Annotated in this window: 16 protein-coding genes; 5 read left to right on the top strand and 11 right to left on the bottom strand. The window is 61.6% G+C overall.

What is annotated here, in order from left to right:
- Window positions 1-60 precede the first annotated feature (60 nt).
- Genes GVL52_RS12590 through GVL52_RS12570 form a run of 5 tightly spaced genes read left to right on the top strand, consistent with a single transcriptional unit; the run spans window position 61 to window position 5,115 of the window.
- The gene (locus tag GVL52_RS12590; RefSeq protein ID WP_160007508.1) at window positions 61-729 is read left to right on the top strand and encodes a phosphoribosylanthranilate isomerase; all 669 of its coding nucleotides are present in this window, start codon (window positions 61-63) and stop codon (window positions 727-729) included.
- 1 nt (window position 730) lies between these two features.
- The gene (trpB, locus tag GVL52_RS12585; protein WP_160007506.1) at window positions 731-1,951 is read left to right on the top strand and encodes a tryptophan synthase subunit beta; all 1,221 of its coding nucleotides are present in this window, start codon (window positions 731-733) and stop codon (window positions 1,949-1,951) included.
- Window positions 1,952-1,954: 3 nt separating this feature from the next.
- Window positions 1,955-2,794 (top strand): tryptophan synthase subunit alpha, encoded by an 840-nt coding sequence (gene trpA, locus GVL52_RS12580; RefSeq protein ID WP_160007504.1) that lies wholly within the window; start codon window positions 1,955-1,957, stop codon window positions 2,792-2,794.
- 39 nt (window positions 2,795-2,833) lie between these two features.
- Window positions 2,834-3,736: an acetyl-CoA carboxylase, carboxyltransferase subunit beta gene (gene accD, locus GVL52_RS12575; protein ID WP_160007502.1), complete on the top strand. Its 903-nt coding sequence runs from the start codon at window positions 2,834-2,836 to the stop codon at window positions 3,734-3,736.
- 26 nt (window positions 3,737-3,762) lie between these two features.
- Window positions 3,763-5,115 (top strand): folylpolyglutamate synthase/dihydrofolate synthase family protein, encoded by a 1,353-nt coding sequence (locus GVL52_RS12570; RefSeq protein ID WP_160007500.1) that lies wholly within the window; start codon window positions 3,763-3,765, stop codon window positions 5,113-5,115.
- 48 nt (window positions 5,116-5,163) lie between these two features.
- Here the strand turns inward: GVL52_RS12570 and trxA are convergent, their stop codons facing one another.
- The 11 genes from trxA to GVL52_RS12515 form a co-directional block, all read right to left on the bottom strand.
- The gene (gene trxA, locus GVL52_RS12565) at window positions 5,164-5,484 is read right to left on the bottom strand and encodes a thioredoxin (RefSeq protein ID WP_160007498.1); all 321 of its coding nucleotides are present in this window, start codon (window positions 5,482-5,484) and stop codon (window positions 5,164-5,166) included.
- A gap of 75 nt (window positions 5,485-5,559) precedes the next feature.
- On the bottom strand, window positions 5,560-9,111 hold the full coding sequence (addA, locus tag GVL52_RS12560) for a double-strand break repair helicase AddA (RefSeq protein WP_160007496.1): 3,552 nt from the start codon (window positions 9,109-9,111) through the stop codon (window positions 5,560-5,562).
- Complete coding sequence (addB, locus tag GVL52_RS12555) at window positions 9,104-12,283, bottom strand: double-strand break repair protein AddB (protein WP_160007494.1); 3,180 nt, start codon at window positions 12,281-12,283, stop codon at window positions 9,104-9,106. Before addB ends, addA begins: the two co-directional genes overlap by 8 nt.
- 3 nt (window positions 12,284-12,286) lie before the next feature.
- The gene (locus GVL52_RS12550; protein ID WP_160007492.1) at window positions 12,287-13,018 is read right to left on the bottom strand and encodes a nucleotidyltransferase family protein; all 732 of its coding nucleotides are present in this window, start codon (window positions 13,016-13,018) and stop codon (window positions 12,287-12,289) included.
- 12 nt (window positions 13,019-13,030) lie between these two features.
- Entirely contained in the window at window positions 13,031-14,548 is a 1,518-nt protein-coding gene (gene tsaE / locus GVL52_RS12545) for a tRNA (adenosine(37)-N6)-threonylcarbamoyltransferase complex ATPase subunit type 1 TsaE (RefSeq protein ID WP_160007490.1), read from the bottom strand.
- Complete coding sequence (locus tag GVL52_RS12540; protein WP_160007488.1) at window positions 14,545-17,127, bottom strand: PAS domain-containing sensor histidine kinase; 2,583 nt, start codon at window positions 17,125-17,127, stop codon at window positions 14,545-14,547. The genes tsaE and GVL52_RS12540 overlap by 4 nt, the downstream gene beginning before the upstream one ends.
- A 200-nt stretch (window positions 17,128-17,327) precedes the next feature.
- On the bottom strand, window positions 17,328-18,728 hold the full coding sequence (gene ahcY, locus GVL52_RS12535) for an adenosylhomocysteinase (RefSeq protein ID WP_160007486.1): 1,401 nt from the start codon (window positions 18,726-18,728) through the stop codon (window positions 17,328-17,330).
- 166 nt (window positions 18,729-18,894) lie between these two features.
- A complete protein-coding gene (locus GVL52_RS12530) occupies window positions 18,895-19,173 on the bottom strand; it encodes an HPr family phosphocarrier protein (protein WP_160007484.1) in 279 nt (92 codons plus the stop codon).
- A gap of 13 nt (window positions 19,174-19,186) precedes the next feature.
- Window positions 19,187-19,588, bottom strand: coding sequence for a PTS sugar transporter subunit IIA (locus tag GVL52_RS12525; RefSeq protein WP_160007482.1), 402 nt, complete (start codon window positions 19,586-19,588; stop codon window positions 19,187-19,189).
- Window positions 19,589-19,741: 153 nt separating this feature from the next.
- A complete protein-coding gene (locus tag GVL52_RS12520; protein ID WP_160007480.1) occupies window positions 19,742-20,194 on the bottom strand; it encodes an HPr kinase/phosphorylase in 453 nt (150 codons plus the stop codon).
- Entirely contained in the window at window positions 20,191-21,978 is a 1,788-nt protein-coding gene (locus tag GVL52_RS12515; protein ID WP_160007956.1) for a sensor histidine kinase, read from the bottom strand. The genes GVL52_RS12520 and GVL52_RS12515 overlap by 4 nt, the downstream gene beginning before the upstream one ends.
- Window positions 21,979-21,984 lie beyond the last annotated feature (6 nt).

Genomic DNA, 21,984 nt, shown 5'->3' with positions numbered 1-21,984 from the left:
AATACAGTCACCGTCGCAAATTGGCTCGACTCACAGCGTTTTTCGTGTCACTTCGCTGCCATGAAACCGGATATAAAAATCTGCGGTCTGAAGACGGCCGAAGCGATTGATCGCGCGCTGACGCGTGGCGCGACCCATATCGGATTCATCTTTTTTGAAAAGAGCCCGCGTTATGTCGAGCCCGACGTTGCAGGACAGTTGGCTGAGGCCATCCGTGGACGCGCCAAGATCGTTGCCGTGGTTGTCAACCCGACCAACGATGATCTGGATGAGATCGTCGCGCTACTGAAGCCGGATATGCTGCAGCTTCATGGCGACGAAAGCCCCGAACGTGTTCTCACTATAAAGGCTGTCTACGGTCTGCCTGTGATGAAGGCGTTTTCGATACGAACCGCTGATGATCTGAAGCGCGTGGAAGCCTATATCGGTATCGCCGACCGCTTCCTGTTCGACGCAAAGCCCCCGAAGGGCTCCGAATTGCCAGGCGGCAATGGCGTGTCCTTCGATTGGGGCTTGCTCAGCTGGCTTGACGGCAGCGTGGATTACATGCTTTCCGGTGGTCTCAACAGAGGCAATATTGCCGAAGCGCTTGCCATCACCAAGGCACCGGGGATCGATGCATCCTCAGGCGTGGAAAGCGCACCCGGCGTGAAAAACGTCGCAATGATCGATGAATTTTTCGATGCGGTCGAGCAGGCATGCCAGCCTGAAATGGCCTCAGGGAGTTGAAATGAACGAGACGCCAAAACCCAATTCCTTCCGTTCCGGCCCCGATGAGGATGGCCGTTTCGGCATTTACGGCGGCCGCTTTGTTGCCGAAACGCTGATGCCATTGATCCTGGAGCTCCAGGCTGAATGGGACAAGGCGAAGACCGATCTGGAATTTCAGGCGGAACTGAAGCACCTCGGCGCCCATTATATCGGCCGCCCGAGCCCGCTCTATTTCGCCGAGCGCCTGACCGCCGAACTCGGCGGTGCCAAGATCTATTTCAAGCGCGAAGAGCTGAACCACACCGGTTCGCACAAGATCAACAATTGCATCGGCCAGATCCTGCTTGCCAAGCGCATGGGCAAGACCCGCATCATTGCTGAAACCGGTGCCGGCCAGCACGGCGTTGCCTCGGCAACCGTCGCCGCCCGCTTCGGCCTTCCATGTGTTGTCTACATGGGCGCGACCGATGTCGAGCGCCAGGCGCCGAACGTGTTCCGCATGAAGCTCCTCGGCGCCGAAGTGAAGCCGGTGACGGCTGGCCACGGCACGCTGAAGGACGCGATGAACGAAGCGCTTCGCGACTGGGTCACCAATGTCGATGACACCTACTACCTGATCGGCACCGCTGCCGGTCCTCATCCTTATCCTGAGATGGTGCGCGATTTTCAGTCCGTGATCGGCGCCGAATCCAAGGAACAGATGATGGAAGCCGAAGGTCGGCTGCCTGATCTGGTTATCGCTGCCGTCGGCGGCGGTTCGAATGCGATCGGCATCTTCCACTCGTTCCTGGACGACCCCAGCGTCAAGATCGTCGGCGTCGAAGCCGGCGGCAAGGGCCTGCAGGGCGACGAACACTGTGCCTCGATCACGGCCGGTTCGCCGGGCGTTCTGCACGGCAACCGTACCTATCTGCTGCAGGATGGCGACGGCCAGATCAAGGAAGGCCACTCGATCTCGGCCGGCCTCGATTATCCGGGCATCGGCCCTGAGCACTCCTACCTGAACGATATCGGTCGCGTCGAATACGTGCCGATCATGGACCACGAAGCGCTCGAAGCCTTCCAGATGTTGACGCGCCTCGAAGGGATCATTCCGGCGCTCGAACCGTCACATGCGCTGGCCGAAGTCATCAAGCGTGCACCGAAGATGGGCAAGGACGAGATCATCCTGATGAACCTCTCCGGCCGCGGCGACAAGGACATCTTCACTGTCGCCAAGATTCTCGGAATGGATGCTTAAGTCATGACCGCACGTATGGACAAACGCTTTGCCGATCTGAAAGCCGAAGGCCGCCCGGCGCTGGTCACCTATTTCATGGGCGGCGATCCCGACTACGACACCTCGCTCGGCATCATGAAGGCCCTGCCGGACGCTGGCTCCGACATTATCGAGCTCGGCATGCCGTTCTCCGATCCGATGGCCGACGGCCCGGCCATTCAGCTGGCAGGTCAGCGCGCGCTGAAAGCGGGACAGACGCTGAAGAAGACGCTGCAGCTCGCCGCCGATTTCCGCAAGACCGACGATGCGACGCCGATCGTCATGATGGGCTACTACAACCCGATCTACATTTACGGTGTCGAAACCTTCTTGGATGATGCGATCGCGTCTGGCATCGACGGCCTGATCGTTGTCGATCTGCCACCTGAGATGGATGACGAACTCTGCATCCCGGCAATTCGCAAGGGCATCAACTTCATTCGCCTGGCGACGCCGACCACCGACGAAAGGCGTCTGCCCACCGTGTTGAAGAACACCTCCGGCTTCGTCTATTACGTCTCGATGAACGGCATCACCGGTTCGGCCATGCCCGATCCATCGCTGGTCTCTGGCGCTGTCCAGCGCATCAAGCAGCACACCAATCTGCCCGTCTGCGTCGGCTTCGGCATCAAGACGGCCGAGCATGCAAAGGTGATCGGCGGCTCTGCCGATGGTGTCGTTGTCGGCACGGCAATCGTCAACCAGGTCGCCCTCAGCCTGAGCAAGGACGGGAAGGCGACAGCCGATACCGTGCAGGCGGTCGCAACGCTCGTTCGCGGGCTGTCATCGGGAACACGTTCGGCGCGCCTTGTTGCTGCCGAATAGTTTCCCCACATTGGCAAGAGTTAATCAGGAGTTTTCGACTTGAACTGGATCACCAACTACGTTCGCCCCCGCATCAATTCCATGCTGGGCCGTCGCGAAGTGCCGGAGAACCTCTGGATCAAGTGCCCGGAAACGGGTGAAATGGTCTTTCACAAGGATCTGGAAGACAACAAGTGGGTCATCCCGGCCTCCGGCTATCACATGAAGATGCCGGCCAAGGCCCGGCTGACCGATCTGTTCGACGATGGCGCCTATGAGGCGTTCGTTCAGCCGAAGGTCGCCCAGGATCCGCTGAAGTTCCGCGATTCCAAGAAGTACACCGATCGCCTGCGCGACAGCCGCATCAAGACCGATCAGGAAGACACCATCGTTGCCGGCCTCGGCAAGGTGCGTGGCCTGAAGCTGGTTGCCGTCGTTCATGAGTTCAATTTCATGGGCGGTTCGCTCGGCATCGCTGCCGGTGAAGCCATCGTCAAGGCCTTCGAGCGCGCCATCGCCGAGAAGTGCCCGCTGGTAATGTTCCCGGCCTCGGGCGGCGCCCGCATGCAGGAAGGTATCCTGTCGCTGATGCAGCTGCCACGCACGACCGTTGCCGTCGATATGCTGAAGGAAGCTGGCCAGCCCTACATCGTGGTTCTCACCAACCCGACCACCGGTGGCGTCACTGCTTCCTACGCCATGCTTGGCGATATCCAGATGGCGGAGCCGGGCGCCGAAATCTGCTTTGCCGGCAAGCGCGTCATCGAGCAGACCATCCGCGAAAAGCTGCCTGAAGGCTTCCAGACCTCGGAATACCTGCTGGAACATGGCATGATCGACATGGTAATCAAGCGCCACGACATTCCGGAAACGCTGGCGCGGATATTGAAGATACTGACCAAGAAGCCGGCGACCGTTTCTACCGAAAGCACCGGTGCGCTTGCGATTGCCGCAAGCGCCTGATCGTAACAATCACAGGCGGTTGAGCGATGATACCAAGAGGTCAAACCGCAGTCAGCGAAGCAGCGCAGGAGATCGACAAGCTGATGGGATTGCATCCCAAGGGCTTTGATCTCTCGCTGGATCGCATCACCCGGCTTCTCGCCATTCTCGGCGATCCGCAAAAGAAGCTGCCGCCGGTCATTCATGTGGCCGGCACCAACGGCAAAGGCTCTGTCACGGCCTTTTGCCGGGCCCTGCTTGAGGCTGGCGGCTACAGCGCTCACGTCCATACTTCTCCGCATCTGGTCAAGTGGCACGAGCGTTATCGCATCGGCGTCGAAGGCGGTCGCGGTCAGCTGGTCGATGACGCGGTGTTTGCCGACGCTCTGCGCCGCGTTGCCGACGCCAATGCCGGCCAGAAGATCACCGTCTTCGAAATCCTGACGGCCGTGACCTTCATCCTGTTTTCCGAGCATCCGGCCGATGCCGCGATCATCGAGGTTGGCCTTGGTGGCCGCTTCGACGCAACGAACGTCATCGATGAGCCCGCGGTTTCGGTCATCATGCCGATCTCGCTCGATCACCAGCCCTATCTCGGCGACCGCGTCGAACTGATTGCCGCCGAAAAGGCCGGCATCATGAAGCGCAAATGCCCCGTTGTGATCGGCAAGCAGGAGTATGACGCCGCCCTTGATGTGCTGATGTCCACCGCCGAGCGCCTTGGCTGCCCTACCGCTGCCTTCGGCCAGGATTACATGGCCCATGAAGAATACGGTCGGCTGGTCTATCAGGACGAATTCGGCCTTGCCGACCTGCCGCTGCCGCGGCTTCCCGGTCGCCACCAATATGCCAATGCCGCGGCCGCAATCCGCGCCGTCAAGGCCGCAGGCTTTGTCGTCACCGAAGCGATGATGGAAAAGGCGATGACCTCGGTCGAATGGCCCGGCCGTCTGCAGAAGCTCAGCGAAGGTCACCTGATGGCAAGCGCCCCTGCGGGCGCGGAAATCTGGGTCGATGGCGGCCACAATCCCGGTGCCGGCGAAGTCATTGCCGAAGCCATGGCCAATTTCGAGGAGCGCCAGCCACGGCCGCTGTTCCTGATCATCGGCATGATCAACACCAAGGACCCGGCCGGCTACTTCCAGGCCTTCAAGGGGCTGGCGGAAAAGGTCTATTGTGTGCCGATCCGCGGCAGCGACGCGATGATCGACCCGGTCATCCTCGCCAACGCCGCCTATGACGCGGGCCTGATCGCCGAACCGATGTCAACGGTCGGCGAGGCGCTGGAAGCCATCAGGGAAACCGCCTTCGAACAGCAGCACCCGCCACGCATCCTGATCGGCGGATCGCTCTATCTGGTTGGCGATGTGCTTGCCGACAACGGCACGCCCCCCAAATGAAAAAAGCCCGGTCGATGCCGGGCTTTGTCCTTGTCTCTGATCGCTGAATTAAGCGGCGCTTGAAATCCAGCTCGACAGAGCGGTCTTCGGCGCAGCGCCAACCTTGATGTCGGCAACTTCGCCACCCTTGAACATGGCAAGCGTCGGAATCGAGCGTACGCCGAACTGGGCGGCAAGTTCCGGATTTTCGTCGATGTTGAGCTTGGCGACCTTCACCTTGCCCTGGAACTCGATGGCGAGTTCTTCGAGGCTCGGCGCGATCATCTTGCACGGGCCGCACCATTCAGCCCAGAAATCGACAACGACGGGTTCTGCGGAATCCAGCACTTCAGCCTGGAAATTATTGATATCGACTTTCACGGTAGCCATTAGGCCGCTCCTTTAAAGGATTTCCTGTTGAAGCACATGTGAGGGTGCGGTGGCGGGATTTCAATGACCGGTATTTCACTTTGTCTTGAGCTGTGCAAGCGCCAATGCCATCGCCTCCGGCGTCAGCGTATGAACCGACCCGTTCTCGGTATAGACGAGAACGCAGTCGATCTGCTTGCCGGGATAGAGCGGCGCCAGGATCGTCCGGTAGATGGAAAGCTGTGCCCGATGCGCAAACGGGATGGCCTCCGCGGTCTCCGGCGGCACGCGGTTGGTCTTGTAGTCGAGGATCACCACCCGGTCGTCGAGCACGGCCAGTCGATCCACGCGACCGGAAACGGCATAGTCGCGATCCTCGAGCGACAGCGTTCCCATGATCGACACTTCGGCCTGCGCATGCGTTGCAAACACAGCTTTCAGATCAGGCGCATCCAATAGTTTCAGAACCGAATCGACCAGCCTGATGCGCTCCGCCTCGGGCCAGAAGCGGGCGGCGCGCTCGACATAGCGTCTGGCCGCATCCGCTTGCTCATCAACTGCGATCTCCGGCAGCATCTGCAGCATGCGGTGCAGCAACCGGCCTTTCTGCAGGGCGCGATCGGATTTCGGCTTGTCGCTGAAGAGCGGCGAGGCAACGAGCAGATTGTCGGCCTCCTCGTCGATGATCGTTCCGGCGCCGGAAGGGCTGAGCGGGCGAGGCAGTTGCTTTTGCGGCGGCAGCGGTCGGCTGAGATCGGCAGGCAGCGCGCCCCGGGCCGCGGTCTCCTCAACACGATCGGCGCGCTCGAAGCGCCGATCGACCGCCGGTACGCGCCATTGAATGCCCTGCCACTCTCCATCAGGCCCGGAGAAGGTGGCGGCACTGACATGCGGGTGACTGTCGTCCATCGCCGCTGTGATCATCGCGTGCCAGCTGTCGGTGTTGAGCCGCACGCCCCGGTATCCACAAACCACCAGCCGGTCGGCCGCTCGCGTCATCGCCACATAGAGCAGCCGGCGATACTCCTCTTCCGCCAGCACCTGAATGCGCGCCGCATCCGCCTGCGTCAACGAGTTGGCAAGATCGCCGAGCGGCACCCAGACCGGCATCGGCGGCCTGTCGTTGTGCTGCTCCAGCAGCCGGAGCTTCGGCATGTGCGAATGGGTAAAGGCCTTGGAGCCGCCGTCCACCAGAAACACGATCGGCGCCTCGAGGCCCTTCGAGGCATGCACGGTCATGATCCGCACTTCGTTGCGGCCCTTGTCCTGCTCGCGCTTGACGACCGGGGCTTCCAGTTCGAGCGTCGAGATGAAGGACTGCAGGCCGGGAAGGGCTGCCGTTTCATGATCGAGCGTAAAGGTCAGGAACTCGTCGAGAATATCGCTGACCTCAGTGCCGAGACGCGCCAGGAATTGTCTCCGACCGCCATGAACACCGAGCACCCGGGCATAAAAGTCATGCACGGAAAGGGCCTTGGATTCCTCCAGGAACAGCCGCAGCAGACGAACCGCAACGCCAAGGCGCTCGTTGCCATCGGCCGCAAATTTCTGGAAATGCGCCCAGACGCTTTCACCATCGTCGCGGAGCGCCGCGACGGCAAAGATATCGCCCTCGGTCAGGTCGAACAGCGGGCTCTTCATCAGGGAAGCCAGCGAAAGATCGTCCTCGGGCAAAAGCAGGAAGCGTCCCAGCGCCACGAGATCCTGCACGGCGATATGGCTCGTCAGGCGCAGACGGTCGGCGCCGGCGACCGGAATATTGCCACGGCGCTTCAGCGCCCGCGTCAGCGCGTTGACGAAGGCATCGCGCTTGCGCACCAGCACCAGAATATCGCCGGCCTCGATCAGCCTTTCCTTGCCCTTCTCGATGATGGTCTGCTTGCCGACCAGCGTGTCGATCGTGTGCGCCATTTGCCGCGCCAGGATAGCGGCCGGTGCGCTTTCCGGCGTCGCATCGAAGGGAGCCGTCCAATCCTCTTCCTTGATCGCCACCTCGGGCGCGATCATCTCCCAGAGATCGACGGCGCCAGGCTGGCCGATGCGGTTCGACCGATGCACCACCGGCTCACCGCCGGCGCTCAGGCCGCGCGCGTTCTCCGGCGGCGTGAAGATGTGATCGACGGCAGCAAGCACGTCTGATGTCGAGCGGAACGACAGCGGCAGCCGCACCGACGAAAACGCCAACCCGCTTTGCGAAACCCGCTGGCGCGTCCGCCGGCTTTCTTCCGAGAAGCGCTCGGGCCGGGCGCCCTGGAACGAATAGATCGACTGCTTCTCGTCACCGACGGCAAACAGCGTGCGCACCACGCTGCGCGCGCTGTCGCCGGAGAAAAAGTCTTCCGCGAGAGACTGGATCACGCTCCACTGGATCGGGCTGGTATCCTGCGCCTCATCGACAAGAATGTGGTCGATACCCTGATCGAGCTTGTAGTGGATCCACGGCCCGACATCACTCATCGTCAGCAGGTCGGCGGTGCGGGTAATCAGGTCCTCGAAATCGAGCAGGCTGCGCTGCTTCTTCAGGTCATCGTAGTCGCGGTTCAGCCGGTCTGCGAGGATCAGTGCCGCGCGCGTGGCGTCATACATCCGCACGATCTTCAGCCGATCCCGGCAGGAAACCACATGCGCCCGTGCTTCGCTCACGGCATCGGCAAGCTGCGGTGCCTCGCTCAGCATCGCCTTCACGAAAAACTGCGAATCCGCCTTAGGTTCGCCTTTCACAGTGAGAAAGATCTTTTCCAGCAGCGGAATGCGACGGAGAACATCGCGCTCGCTCACCACCGCTTTCAGTGCGGCCGCCACGTCCTGCGCCTTGGCGCCGCCCTTGAGGTCAGCAAGCTCAAGATAAAGGCTGAGCGCGGCGCCGGTAAGACCGGGTAGTGGCCAGTATTGCTCGGCGATACCCGTTTCCGTATCGTTGTCGGAAAGGCCAAGCTGTGCACGCAAGACCTTCTCGAGCCCGCCGGCCCGCTCTGCAGCCAGCGTGAACGCCTTGATGGCATTGCGGTTGGCAACGATGTCTCCAAGCAGCGTTTCCAGCCCGGATTCATCGCCGAGGTTGAGCACGTAGGAAAAGGCATCCGCCAGCGCGCGGTCCTGCTCCGGGGTGGTCGCTGTCAGCAGCGATCGGCGCGCGTCGGACAGCAGCGTTGCCGCCGCCCTGTCGTCGAGCACCGAAAAATGGCCGGCGACGTTGGCTTCCAGCGGAAACTGATGCAGCAACGCCTCGCAGAAAGCATGGATCGTCTGGATCTTCAGCCCGCCCGGCGTTTCCAGCGCCTTGGCAAAAAGCCGGCGTGCCTCCGCCAGCTTGAACATATCGGGTGCCGCGCCTTCGATCTGGGCAATACGCTGGCTAAGCTCATCATCGGAGAGCACAGCCCACTCGGCCAGACGATCAAACACGCGGTTCGACATTTCCGAGGCGGCGGCCTTGGTGTAGGTGAGGCAGAGGATCGCCGAAGGTCGCGCACCGGCCAGCAGCAGCCGGATCACCCGCTGCGTCAGCACATGTGTCTTGCCGGAGCCGGCGTTGGCCGACACCCACGCAGATCGTTGCGGATCCGAAGCGATCGACTGCTGCACCGTCGTCCAGCTTGTCCAATCGAGCGGATCGTCACCCTCTGGCAGAGCGGTTTCGTCATTCATCATTGCTGGCCTCATCGCTTTCGGCCGTCGACCATTCCGAGACGCGGGCAAGGTGGTCGTAGTCGCCACCGAACTCGAACTGCTGCGCCGGGATCAGCCGCGACGTGAAACCCTTCTCGCCCGACTGCAGGAGGGAGACGAATTTTACCAACTGTTCGATTGAGTCGGCAGCAAGATCGAGTGCCGACTTCGCCTTGTCGGCCCGTGCAGAGAACTCATTGTTGACTGTATCCACCTGAAACCGGCTCCCGGGTCGCAGCCTGACATAGAGCAGGTCCTGCGGTACCAGCTTCCCCGTATCCTGAAAGGCACCGGCCTGGAGAACTGCTGCTTCCAGCGCCAGCTGCGGATCGAGAAGCGCCCGCGCCTGCGATGGCGAGGGGTTATATCCTGTCTTGTAATCGATGATATCGGCCGCGTTCGGGCCGGTGATGTCGATCCGGTCGGCAACACCGCTGAGCCGGATGTCGACATGCTCCAGCTGCATGCCGCCGCGCACTTCCGTCAGCGTCCGCTGAATGCTTGGCCGCCTGTCCGCTTCCCAGGCCAAAAACGAACGCGCGACTTCGCGGAAACGCGGCCGCCACACCGCGTCGATATGACCAGGCAGCTGTTCCATGTCGAACAGCTCTGTCAGGATCTGCTCCATCGCTGCGGCTGCAGCAGGCGTCCCGGCAATATTGCCGTCGCGAATGAACCGGTCGATGATCGCGTGATAGAGCGTGCCGCGCTCTGCGGCACCCGGATCGCGGTTGAAGGCATCGAGGGCATCGAGCCGCAACACGCGCCGCGCGTAGATCGAATAGGGATCGCGCCGCAGCCGGCCGACCTCGCTGAAGGAATAGGATTTCGGCTGCACCTCGCGCGGCGGCGTCGGGCTCGGCCGCTGGGTTGGTGCCTGCCGCGCGCCCTGGTCGAGTAGGCCAGCCCAGTGAACGAACTGCTCCCCACGGTCTTTCAATTCGGCTTCGAAACGCTTGCCGCCAAACGCCATCAGCCGCTGTAGCCAGCGCGAAGCCACCGTCGGTGTCGCGCCCTTGCGCAGCGCGCGCGTATAGACGAGATGCCGCGTGCCGTTGGCCATCTCGAAGTCATGCGCCAGCTGCCCGATCCGCCGTTCCGGGGGCTCCAGTCCGATCTCGGTCTTCATCGATCGCGAGATGAACGGATTGTTGGCCGTCTGCCCCGGCCATGAGCCCTCGTTCAGGCCGCCGAGGATCAACGTATCGACGCTCTGCAGGCGCGCTTCCAGCGTGCCGAAGATGAACAGCCGGGGATGACTGAGCGCCCGCGGCTTCACCGCCTGGCCGGCAGAAAGTGCCGCCATGATGTCGATCCACTGCGCCCCATCCGCCTCGATCTGACCTTCGGTCTCGATCACCTCGCGAAGCAGCGTCGCCAGCGTATCGCCGGCTTCACCCGACCAGAGACCGGAAAGATCATCCTTCTCGTCGCGGGCTACCGCCTCGACCGCGCGACCGGTGCGCTCCGCCCAATCGGATAGCGCAAAGCGCGTTGTCAACCCTCGGCTGCTTGATTGGTGGCGCACCAGCGCAGACGCAAGCGGTTCCGTCGCCTTGCCGACCCGCAACGCAAGATCACGTGCCAGATCAACGGCATGGACCGGCAATGCCTTGCGCCACTGCGGTGCATGCCGGTCGAGCGCCTGCTCGGAAAGCTGATGCTCCAGCAATGGCGCCAGCGCGCTGATATCCACTTCCGAAACGCCGCCACGCAGGGCAAGCAGCTCCAATGCAGCAACAGCCTCGGTCATCGCCTCCCGCGTCAGCCCGAAGCGGGCCAACGGATGCTTGAGCAGGCTGACGATCGCGACGGGATCGCCTGGGCGCAGCGCCGCTTCGAGAAGCAGCTGCAGCAGCGTTCCCTGCGGCATCGCCGAAAGCGGCGTACCGGCAGAATCGTCGGCGACGATGCCGAAGCGCGACAGTTCCGCCATCACCCGGCGCGCAAGGTTTCGGTCCGGGGTAATCAGCGCCGCACGGCTCTCGCCATCCTTGCCCGGCCGCTCCAGTGCCAGACGCAGCGCAATGGCAATCGCCGTTGCTTCTTCGCGTTCGTTGCCGGCTTCGATCAGCGATACATCGGCAAAGGCCGCCGCGATGTCGTCATCCGAAAGACCAGCCTTCCAGATGCCCCAGTCGCTGGTCGCCTCGGCGGGAGAGAGCGCATGCGACAGGATCTGCGCGCGCCGCGCAAGCGCATCGGGCGCGTCGCCAAGCGTAGCGACGTCTTCGCGCGTCAGGTCTAGGCGCTTCAGAAGTTGCGCAAGCCCGTATTGCGAATGGCTGCGACTGGCGGCATCGGCCATATCGGGTGCCACCATCCGCCAATGCTCGTCCGGCATGCCGACATCGAGCCCGGGCAGTACGATGACGCCCTCGGCGCGCGCTGCCACCGCCGCGATCAGATCGGCCGTTGCCGGTACCGAGCCCGTCGAACCGGCAATGATGATCGGTCCGCTCGCCTGCATCGTCGAAATGCGGTTTGCCTCGGCGCGCAGGATTGCGTTGCGGTGCCGTGCCGGTGAGGACTTGCCGAGTTCGTTCAGTCGCTCGGGCCAGAAGGCGCTGGCGATCTGCAGGAATTCCGCTGTCAGCTGCCACCACAGCGCATGGTCCTTGGCCGTCAGCTTGCCAAGCTCGCTCCAGTCGCGGTCCTCGGTCTCGATCGAATCGATCAGCTCGGCGAGGTTTCTGGCCAGCCAGATCGCATCGGCCGGGCTGGCCGGCGCCACAAGCGGCGAGTCCGAATGGATGCTCCGCACGATCTCCGGCAGCTTGTTGCGCCAGGCGAGGATCAGCCGCGCAAGCTCCAGCAGGCGCGCGGTGTTGGAAAGCGGCTGGGCGAGATCCAGCGTCGCCGGCAGCGCCTCGTCGAAGTAACCGCTGTCATCGTCGGTTTCGCCGAGCGGCCGGATCACCGGCAGGATCGCCGAACGTCCACCCAGCAGATCGACGAATTCGGAGCGCAGCACGCGCACCGCACGCCGGGTCGGCAGGTAGATGGTCACCTTGGAAAGCGAGAGTGGATCACCGGGGTCGTGGCGGAACAGCGGCGTCAGTCGCCCGTCGCACAGCGTCTCGGCGAGGGTGGCAAGAAACGGCAACCCCGCCGGAATGGTCAGAACCCTGGGCTGATGACGCTCGCTCATGGCCTACGCCAATGCCCGGTAACGCCGGATCGTCTCTTCCGCATCGCCGATCGCTTCGGGCGTGCCGACCGTCAACCAATGTCCCTCGAGCATCATGCCGTAAAGTCGGCTGCGGGCAATGGCCTTGTCGAAGTAGATGTTGAGGTTGAACGCGTCCGCAGGTGCGTCGTCCAGGAACGACGTCTGCATGGCGATGGCTCCAGCATAGACGACAGGATGGGGGCCATCGGCGCTGAAGCGGCTCAGCCGCCCCTCGGCGTCAAGGTTGAAGTCGTTCTTGCCGTTGTGTCCCGTCGTGTCTTCGAGATTGACGCATAGCATGGCCATGTCCATCTGCTGAGCATCGAAGAATCCGGCTAATCGTCGTAGGTTGCTTGGCCGGTCGGCATGCTCGCCGATCCAGAAAAGATCCGCGTTGGTGACGAAAACAGGGCCGCGCTCCAGCAGCTTCAGGCCCTTGGCGAGCCCGCCGCCGTTGTTCATCAGTCCGTCGCTCTCGTCGGAAATGATCACCTCCAGCGCCTTGTAGCGATTGAGGTGCTCAAGCATCTGGTCGGCATGATGATGCACATTGACCACCGCCTTCTCGACGCCCGCCTCGGCGAGTGAATCCAGGGCGTAGTCGATCATCGCCTTGCCGTCGATCTTCACCAGCGGTTTCGGGATCGTATCGGTAATCGGGCGCATGCGGGTGCCGAGACCGGCAGCCAGCACCATGGCTTGTTTGATGGTCATATCGTCCGGAACTTATGATTCGCTGGTGACTATTCCAGTCCTTACGCACCAGTCGCGCAAGGGGGCAAGCGTTTCATGCTGAAGCGCGACGTCGAGATAGGCAAGCGTGCGCGGCATATGCTTGATATAACCGGGTTTGCCATCACGCTGCATCAGCCGGACCCAGAGACCGGCAAGCTTGCAATTGCGCTGCGCCGACATGATCGCCCAGCTCGCCAGGAAGCCGGCCTCGTCGAAACCACCTTGGGCGTGCCGCAGCGACAGATAGTGTTCCATCAACCGTTGGAACAGATTCGGCTCGATGGTGACGCGGGCATCCTGGGCGATCGAGGCGAGGTCGTAAGCCGTCGGCCCGATCATCGCATCCTGGAAATCGATCAATCCGACCCGCTGAATGTCGGTCTCCGTTTCGCGCCAGATGATATTGGGCGAGTGGAAATCGCGCAGAAGCAGGTTTTTCTCCGCTAGATCCAGTTGGTCGATCAACCCGTCCCAGATCGAGAGATAGTCCTCGCGCTCGCCATCTGTTGCCGATGCGCCATCGCGTTTCCACGGCAGGTGCCAGTCGAGGAGCAGACGCACCTCCATCTTCATGGCGGTACGGTCGAAGTCCGGAATGTGATGGATATGGCTGTCGGTGACGCGGATGTCGTGCGGCATCGGCTGCGCATGCAGCGCCGCCAGGCACGCGACGCTTTCCAGATAACGATCAGCGATCGGCGTGCCATCGTCGTCGAGAACGCCGTCGCTGCCAAGATCCTCGATCAGCAGAATCCCCTGCGCGTAGTCCACCCGGTAGATTTCGGGCGTGGCAAACCCTTGTCGGCGCAAGTGATCGGCAATCGCCACAAAGGGATAGGCGTTCTCCGCCAGATGCGCGACCTTCGGATAGGGCTTGCCATCGAGCACCGGTGGCCCTTCGGGCAGCGGCGGCCAGTCCATCAGGATGCGGCGAATGCCGTCGTCCGAATAGACGGCTTCATAGGCTCGAAGCGACGCGTCGCCAGTTAGAAACCGGCGTTCTGCCTCGGGATACCCGGCCTTGCCTAGGAACTCGCGGATGGCCAGAACGCGGCGAATACGGGCAGCCTGTTTATCGGGCGCGGCAATGTTGACCCGGCGTCCGGCTCCCTCATGCGCCAGCGTCAGAATGATGCGATCATCCGGCAGCTCGCTCTCGGCCATTTCGGGCCACTCGACGAGGCAGATGCCGCCCTGCAGCGCCTCGTCGAAACCGAGCTCCGTCAGTTCGGCGGCATCGCTGAGGCGATAGAGATCGAAGTGCGAGACCGGAATGCGCAGGTCGTAGGATTGCACCAGCGTGAAGGTCGGGCTCGGAACCTCCAGTTCCGCATCATCGGCAATCGCCCGGATAAGGGCGCGCGACAACGAGGATTTCCCGGCGCCGAGGTCGCCTGACAGAGCCACGCAGTCGCCCGGCTTCAGCGCCAGCGCCAGATCTTCGCCGAAGCGATCGGTTGCCGCTTCGTCTTCCAGGAAAAGCGAAATGACGGTTCCGTTCGTCGTCATTCTGCTGCGGCGTAGGAGGGGAGATTGGCCGAAGGAATGCGGCAGATCACCGTTGTTCCCTTGCCTGGCTGGCTGTCGATGACGACCTGGCCGTTGTGCAGATTGACGAAGCTGTCGACAATCGACAGGCCAAGACCGGCACCGCCGCGCTTGCCGCTCTTTGCGCCAGTGGCGAAGCGGTCGAAGACGTTGGTAATCATGTCCTGCGATATACCCGGTCCATGGTCAGCGACGGTGAACACGAAATCGGTTCCCTCGCGCTGGCAGGTCAGCGAGATCGCGGAACCCTCGGGCGAGAAGTTTGCAGCATTCGACAGAAGCTTGACGAGGATCTGCTTCAGGCGCTGCGGGTCGGCAATGATCGAGCCGAGGCGGGCCGGCGCGGTGATCTCGAGGGTCACGCCGCTTTCCTGCAGCCGGTCTGCAATCTGGATCGAGACGTCGTCGAGCAGGTCACCGAGGTCGATCTCCGAATAGTTCAGCCGCATGATGCCGGCATCGACGGTTGCCAGATCGAGAATGTCGTTCACCAGCGTCAGCAGCACAGATGAGGACGTCGAGATGTGATCGATATACTCGGCCTGTCGGTCGTTCATGTCGCCAACGCCCGGCGTCCGCAGCAGGTCGGTGAAGCCAATGATGTTGGTCAGCGGCGAGCGCAGCTCGTAGGACACGTGCTGGACGAAATCGTTCTTCAGTTCGTCGGCCTTGCGCAGCGCTTCGTTTTTCTCGGTCAGCGCCCGTTCGGCGCGAACGCTGTCGGTCATGTTGACGAAAGTCAGCATCGTCTGCGCGTTCGGCAGCGGAATGATCGCGTAGTCAAGCACCAGGCCGGAGAACAGTTCCAGCGTCCCCTGGCTGGAGCGGCGCTCGTCGTCGAAGCTGGTGATCAGCTCGGCAAAGGTCTTCCAGCCATCCGGCTTGTCATAGGATGGCGCACAGGCCTCGCCGAGCGCACGGATATGCGTGCTGGGCTTGGCTTCGGCCTCGGTAATCCCCCAGAGTGCCCGGAAGGCAGGGTTCGAAAGACGGATACGCCCATCGGGGCCGAACACCGCCACGCCTTCGGAAAGATGGTCGATCGTCTCGCCCTGAACTTTCACCAGCGTGTTGTAGCGGGTCTCCAGATCGACCTGTTCGGTCAGGTTCTCGAACACCCAGGTGGCGCCGCCCTGCGGGTGCGCGGTCGCGAAAACGCGTAGCGTCTGGCCGTTCGGCAGGTGCCATAGGTCGGATTGGGTTTCCAGCGAACGGTAGACCGAAAGGGCTGTGTCCTTCCAGGTCTTCCAGTTCAGCTGTTCCGGTAGCTTCTTGGCGGCGCGCAGCCGGTCCAGAAGCTCGGCATTGTCTGGCTTGCTCTCCAGGAAGGCGATGTCGAGCTTCCACAGCGAAACAAACGCCTGATTGTAGAACTGCAGGCGCCGATCGCCGTCGAAAATGGCGACCGGGGTCGCCAGGTGATCGAGTGTCTCGGCATGGCTTTTCAGCGTCCGTTCCAGCTCGGCGCGCACCGTTTCGATGCCGGAGACATCGATGGCAATACCGGCCGAACCGCTGGGCACCTTGACATCGACGACGTCGAGAAAGGTGCGGTTGCCGTGGATGACGGTGGAAATCTTATCGTGAAATGGCGACTCTGGCGTCGCGACGGAGCGGATGCGCTCGCGCGCAATCGTCGTCAGAATTTCCCGGCCTTCTGAGATCGCCTGATCAGGCGAGACCGCATCCACAGCCGCGCCATAGGCATGGTTTACCCATGTCAGCCGACCGCCCGTATCGCGCTGCCATGCAGGCAGATCGATGGAATCGAGCAGGCCCTGGAATGCCGAGATTGACGACATCAGGCGATCGCGCTCGATCTTCAATTCGGCAAGTTCGGCGCGCAGATTGTTCAACGCCACAAAGCGAACGAAGGCGCGGCCGCCGGACACCCGGCCTTGCGCTTCCAGAACCTCTTCGCGATGCGTTTCGACGATGATGTCGAAGCTGGTTGCCGATTGGCGCAGGCCGTCGATGGCGCGGTCGAGTTCCGATGCCGAGCGCGGCTTCAGCCACATGCCGAAGGCGAGAAATTCATTGTCCTGCGGCGCGCCGGTTTCGACGGGCAGCTGGCCGAGCAGTTCCGGGCGTTCGTCGCCGTCCCAGATCACGATGCGGCGGTTCTTGTCGGCAATCAGGGCCTGGTACTGCGAAATGCGCTGTTGCGCGTCGGAAAGTGCTGTACGAATCTCGCGGCTTTCGCTTTCGAGATTGCCGCGTTGGCGAACGACCCAGAGCGTGGAGAGAAGCGCCGCGGAAATTACGCCGATCACGATCGACAGACCGACAACCTGAGACGATGTGAAAAGATGCGCCGTCGAAGCGCCTTCCGCTTCGACCTGTGCGAAGACCGGGCGGGCGACAGATGCAATGGCAGTGCCCGCGGCAAACATCGTTGCCACGCGAGCCAACACGCCGCGTCTTTTCGCCGGGGCCTTACGGGCATCGACAGGTTTTTGGTTGCCTGATTGGGCCGGGCAGGAAGAGGCGCGAACGCTATCCCCTGCCTGTTTGATCAGGCTGTGCATCATTTCCGACATGCGCGGTATGTCTCCGTCCTTTGTGCCGCATTACGACAAGACATCCCATTTTCGAAGCAAACGGACGCGTCCGTGTCCACGAATCGAGTGCTGAAACAATACTTCGTAAGGGATTCCGCGGGAAGGTCTGTGCTAAAAAATAAGGGCGCCGCATTTGTCAATGCGGCGCCCTCTAGATGTTGTGGATATCGATTCGGAAATTAGTATCTGTAGTGGTCAGCTTTGAAAGGACCCTGCGGCGTCACGCCGATATAGGATGCCTGTTCTTCGGAAAGCTTCGTCAGCTTGACGCCGAGCTTGGCGAGGTGCAGGCGAGCGACCTTTTCGTCGAGGTGCTTCGGTAGGATGTAGACCTGGTTCTTGTACTGGTCGGGCTTGGTGAAAAGCTCGATCTGCGCCAGCGTCTGGTTGGTGAACGAAGCCGACATCACGAAGGATGGGTGGCCCGTTGCGTTGCCGAGGTTGAGCAGGCGACCTTCCGACAGAAGGATGATGCGGTTGCCCTTCGGGAACTCGATCAGGTCGACCTGCGGCTTGATGTTGGTCCACTTCAGGTTACGCAGCGCTGCAACTTCGATTTCGTTATCGAAGTGGCCAATGTTGCCAACGATCGCCATGTCCTTCATCGCCCGCATGTGGTCGATGCGGATGACGTCCTTGTTGCCCGTCGTGGTGATGAAGATGTCGGCCGAAGACACGACGTCTTCGAGCGTGACGACTTCAAAACCGTCCATGGCAGCCTGCAGGGCGCAGATCGGATCGACTTCCGTGACCTTGACGCGGGCGCCCGCGCCAAGCAGCGATGCAGCAGAACCCTTGCCGACGTCGCCGTAGCCACAGACGACGGCAACCTTGCCGGCCATCATCACGTCGGTGCCGCGGCGAATACCGTCAACCAGCGATTCCTTGCAGCCGTACTTGTTGTCGAACTTCGACTTGGTGACCGAATCGTTGACGTTGATCGCCGGGAAGGGAAGCAGACCCTTCTGGCTGAGCTGGTACAGGCGGTTGACGCCCGTGGTGGTTTCTTCGGTGACGCCCTTGATCGCATCGCGCTGCTTGGTGAACCAGCCAGGCGAAGCGGCAAGGCGCTTCTTGATCTGTGCGAAGAGGATTTCTTCTTCTTCCGAATGCGGGTTCGACAGAACGTCTTCACCGGCTTCGGCGCGGGCGCCGAGCAGGATGTACATGGTGGCATCGCCGCCATCGTCGAGGATCATGTTGGTCAGGCCGCCATCGGTCCACTGGAAGATCTTGTCGGTGTAGACCCAGTAGTCATGCAGCGATTCGCCCTTGATGGCGAACACAGGCACGCCGGAGGCAGCGATTGCAGCGGCAGCATGGTCCTGCGTCGAGAAGATGTTGCACGATGCCCAACGAACTTCGGCGCCGAGTTCGACCAGCGTCTCGATCAGAACGGCCGTCTGGATCGTCATATGCAGCGAGCCGGTGATGCGCGCGCCCTTGAGCGGCTTGGTCGTGCCGAATTCCTCGCGGCAGGACATCAGGCCCGGCATTTCGGTTTCAGCGATCGTGATTTCCTTGCGACCAAAGTCTGCGAGGCCGATATCGGCGACGACGTAATCTTTTTCAGTGCTCATTGGGTTCTCCAGGCTGAAGCGTCTCAGAAGGCGAAGGCGCGAAACGGGTCGCGCGGCGAATGGCTCCGCGTAGAACGCGGCTATGCCAGCCGTTTAGCAGGCTTCCATGACGAAGGCAATAATGATATAAAGAAGTCTTTATATGTTTATATGGTCGCGACGGACCTTACATCTCTTCGCCGAACTTGTTCTGGATCAGCTGGTCCAGCGCCTCGAGCGCCTGAGACGCCTGGTTGCCACTCGCCGAAACAAGCACGCTGGAACCGGGGCTCGCCGCCAGCATCATCAATCCCATGATCGACGTGCCGCCAACGGTCATGCCGTCTTTCGACACGGTAATCGCAGCATCGAACGTCTCGACCGTCTGCACGAACTTGGCCGAAGCGCGCGCATGCAGGCCACGCTTGTTGATGATCAGAATTTCGCGGGAGAGCGGGGAGGTCATGGCGGGGAGCTCGTTACTTGCCGCTGAGGACGCGGCTGGCGACATTGATGTATTTACGGCCGGCCTCGGATGCTTCGACGAGCGCCTTTTCCATGTTGTTTTCGCCACGCACGCCTGCGAGCTTGATCAGCATTGGCAGGTTCATGCCGGCAATCACTTCGGTGTGGCCGCTGCTCATCACCGATATCGCCAGATTGGATGGTGTTCCGCCGAACATGTCGGTCAGGATGACCACGCCATGACCGTCATCGGCACTTGCGACGGCGGCAAGAATATCCTGGCGCCGTTGATCCATGTCGTCTTCGGGGCCGATACAGACCGTTTCGATGAATTTCTGAGGACCGACAACATGTTCGACCGCATGACGAAACTCTTCAGCCAGCTTGCCGTGTGTGACAAGCACAAGTCCGATCATGATACTACTGCTCCTCATGGCGTATGCAAACGGTAGGCCCAATATCGCAATGCAGCAATCGCGTCCACCGTGGGGGCACATCTTGGCCATGAAAAGCCGAAGTGCAAGACAAAAATGCACGCATATGCGCTCTACCTGCCGGTTTCATGGGCATTAGCGCCCAATATCGGGCGCTTTGGCCATCAGGACCGCAAGTGGAAACGGCACGTTAGCCAGCAACCGAATGACGGGAAGTTCAATACCGGGCGCGATCGAGGCCATCTCTGCGTCCGGCGGCAACCGATCTTCTCCCGAAGCACTGCCGGGAAGGATTGCGTAGTGCATCCGGGCGTCCTCGATGTGAGCCACGCGAACGATGCCGGTGCCGCGCAACTCGATCATCCCGGCGATCGAAGGCGGGCAAGCCGCGATCACCGCGTCACCCTGCATCGAGATTATGACCTGGTCGTCGGCCACTAGTGCAGCGTCAAGCCCGGCTCGCTGTGCTTCGGTGATGCAGGCAAACGCCAGCATCGATTTCCCCCAGCCCGACGGGCCCAGGAACAGCAGCCCGGTCTTGCCGACGATAACGGCTGTCGCGTGGATATTGATCGGTGCGGTGCTCATGATGCCTGGTCAGCGGGCAGGGCCAGCGTAAACCGGGCGCCGACGATCTCTTCGGTTTCGGGGTCGATGATGTTCTCGGCCCGAAGCGAGCCGCCATGTGCTTCGGCAATCTGCCGGCTGATCGAGAGGCCGAGGCCGGAATTCTGTCCAAAACCTTCGGCTTCCGGCCGGTCCGTATAGAAGCGCTCGAAAATGCGGTCGATGTTCTCGGCCTGGATGCCGGGACCATTGTCTTCGATATAGACGATACAACGCGAGCGGGTCCGGACCAGCCTCACGGTGATCTTTCCGTCCTTGTCGGAGACAAACGAGCGGGCGTTCTCGATCAGATTGGTAACGATCTGGCCGATCCGCAGGTCGTGGCCATTGACCAGGAAACGCGTCTTCACACCGGGCTTGCGCTCGATGGCAAATTCGATCTGCACTTCCTTCTTGCGGCTGCGGATCTGCCGCGAAATGTCCACGAGATCACGCAGCAGGATTTCCAGATCGATCGATCCGGCGTCAACGCGGGCAAGCTCGGCGTCAAGGCGCGATGCGTCGGAGATATCACTGATCAGCCGGTCGAGGCGGCGCACGTCATGCTGGATCACGTCCATCAGGCGCTTCTTCGAATCATCGGATTTGGCGAGCGGCAGCGTCTCAACGGCGCTGCGCAGCGATGTCAGCGGGTTCTTCAACTCGTGGCTCACATCGGCCGCGAAGCTCTCGATCGCGTCGATCCGATCATAGAGTGCCGTCGTCATGTCGCGAAGCGCGATCGACAGGTTGCCGATCTCGTCCTGGCGGGCGGAAAAGTCAGGGATTTCCTCACGCTCCTTGGAACCGCGGCGCACGCGAATGGCGGCAGCCGAAAGTCGCCGCAGCGGATTGGCGATCGTCGAGGACAGAACAAGCGACAACAGCACGTTCACCAGTGTCGCAACACCGAATACGCGCATGATGCCGAGACGCTCGGCATGAACGATATTGTCGATATCACCCGCCTGCGTCGATAGCAGCAGCACGCCAAGCACGGCGCGGAAACGCTGGATGGGCACTGCGACCGAGACGATAAGCTCGCCCTTCTCGGTGGTGCGAACCACCGCACCGCGAACCCCGGTCAGTGCATTCATCACCTCGGGATAGATCGAGCCGTCACCGCCCGGCGCTTCCTTGTAGAGCGGCAGGTTGCCCGGCTGCAGAACCTTGTTGAAGATCGTCGTGAACCACTCGCTCCACGTCTGCTTCTCGTCGGCAACGGGAGGCAGGTCGAAGCGCAGCACCTGCCCGCGTGAATAGAGATGGCGTGAATCGAGCAAGAGATTGGCATCGGCGTCGAAGATACGGGCGCGGGTGCGTGTCGGCGAGATCAGCCGGCGCAGAACCGGTGCCACCTTCTCCGGGTCGATCGGGAATTCGAGATCCTCGTCGTTCGGAACCGGCGTGATGCTCTGGCCGGCCTGCAACTCCAGCAGCTTCTCCGGGTCGATGGTGATCGAGTTGGTATCGACCGATGCCGACGCAGACACGGCGCCGGCAATGATTTCGCCCTGCGTCAGCAAGCTTTCGACGCGCGCGTCGATCAAGCCCTCGCGGAACTGGTTGAGATAGAGAATGCCGCCGACGAGCACCACGAGTGCGACAAGATTGAAGAACAGGAAGCGGCGCGTCAGGCTTGAGAAGACGGCATTGCCGAAGATGCGACGGATGATCGTGAAGGGATGCGACCAACGGCGTCCCTTGACGCGGCGGCCTATGCCCTCCACGTCGTCCAGATCTCTTTCCTGCACCATCTGTGCCAACGACAG

The sequence above is a fragment of the Rhizobium sp. 18055 genome, from assembly GCF_902706285.1.
Taxonomy (GTDB): Bacteria; Pseudomonadota; Alphaproteobacteria; order Rhizobiales; family Rhizobiaceae; genus Rhizobium.
Note: the sequence above shows the minus strand (reverse complement) of the source record. Positions and strands in the feature narration are given on the sequence as shown.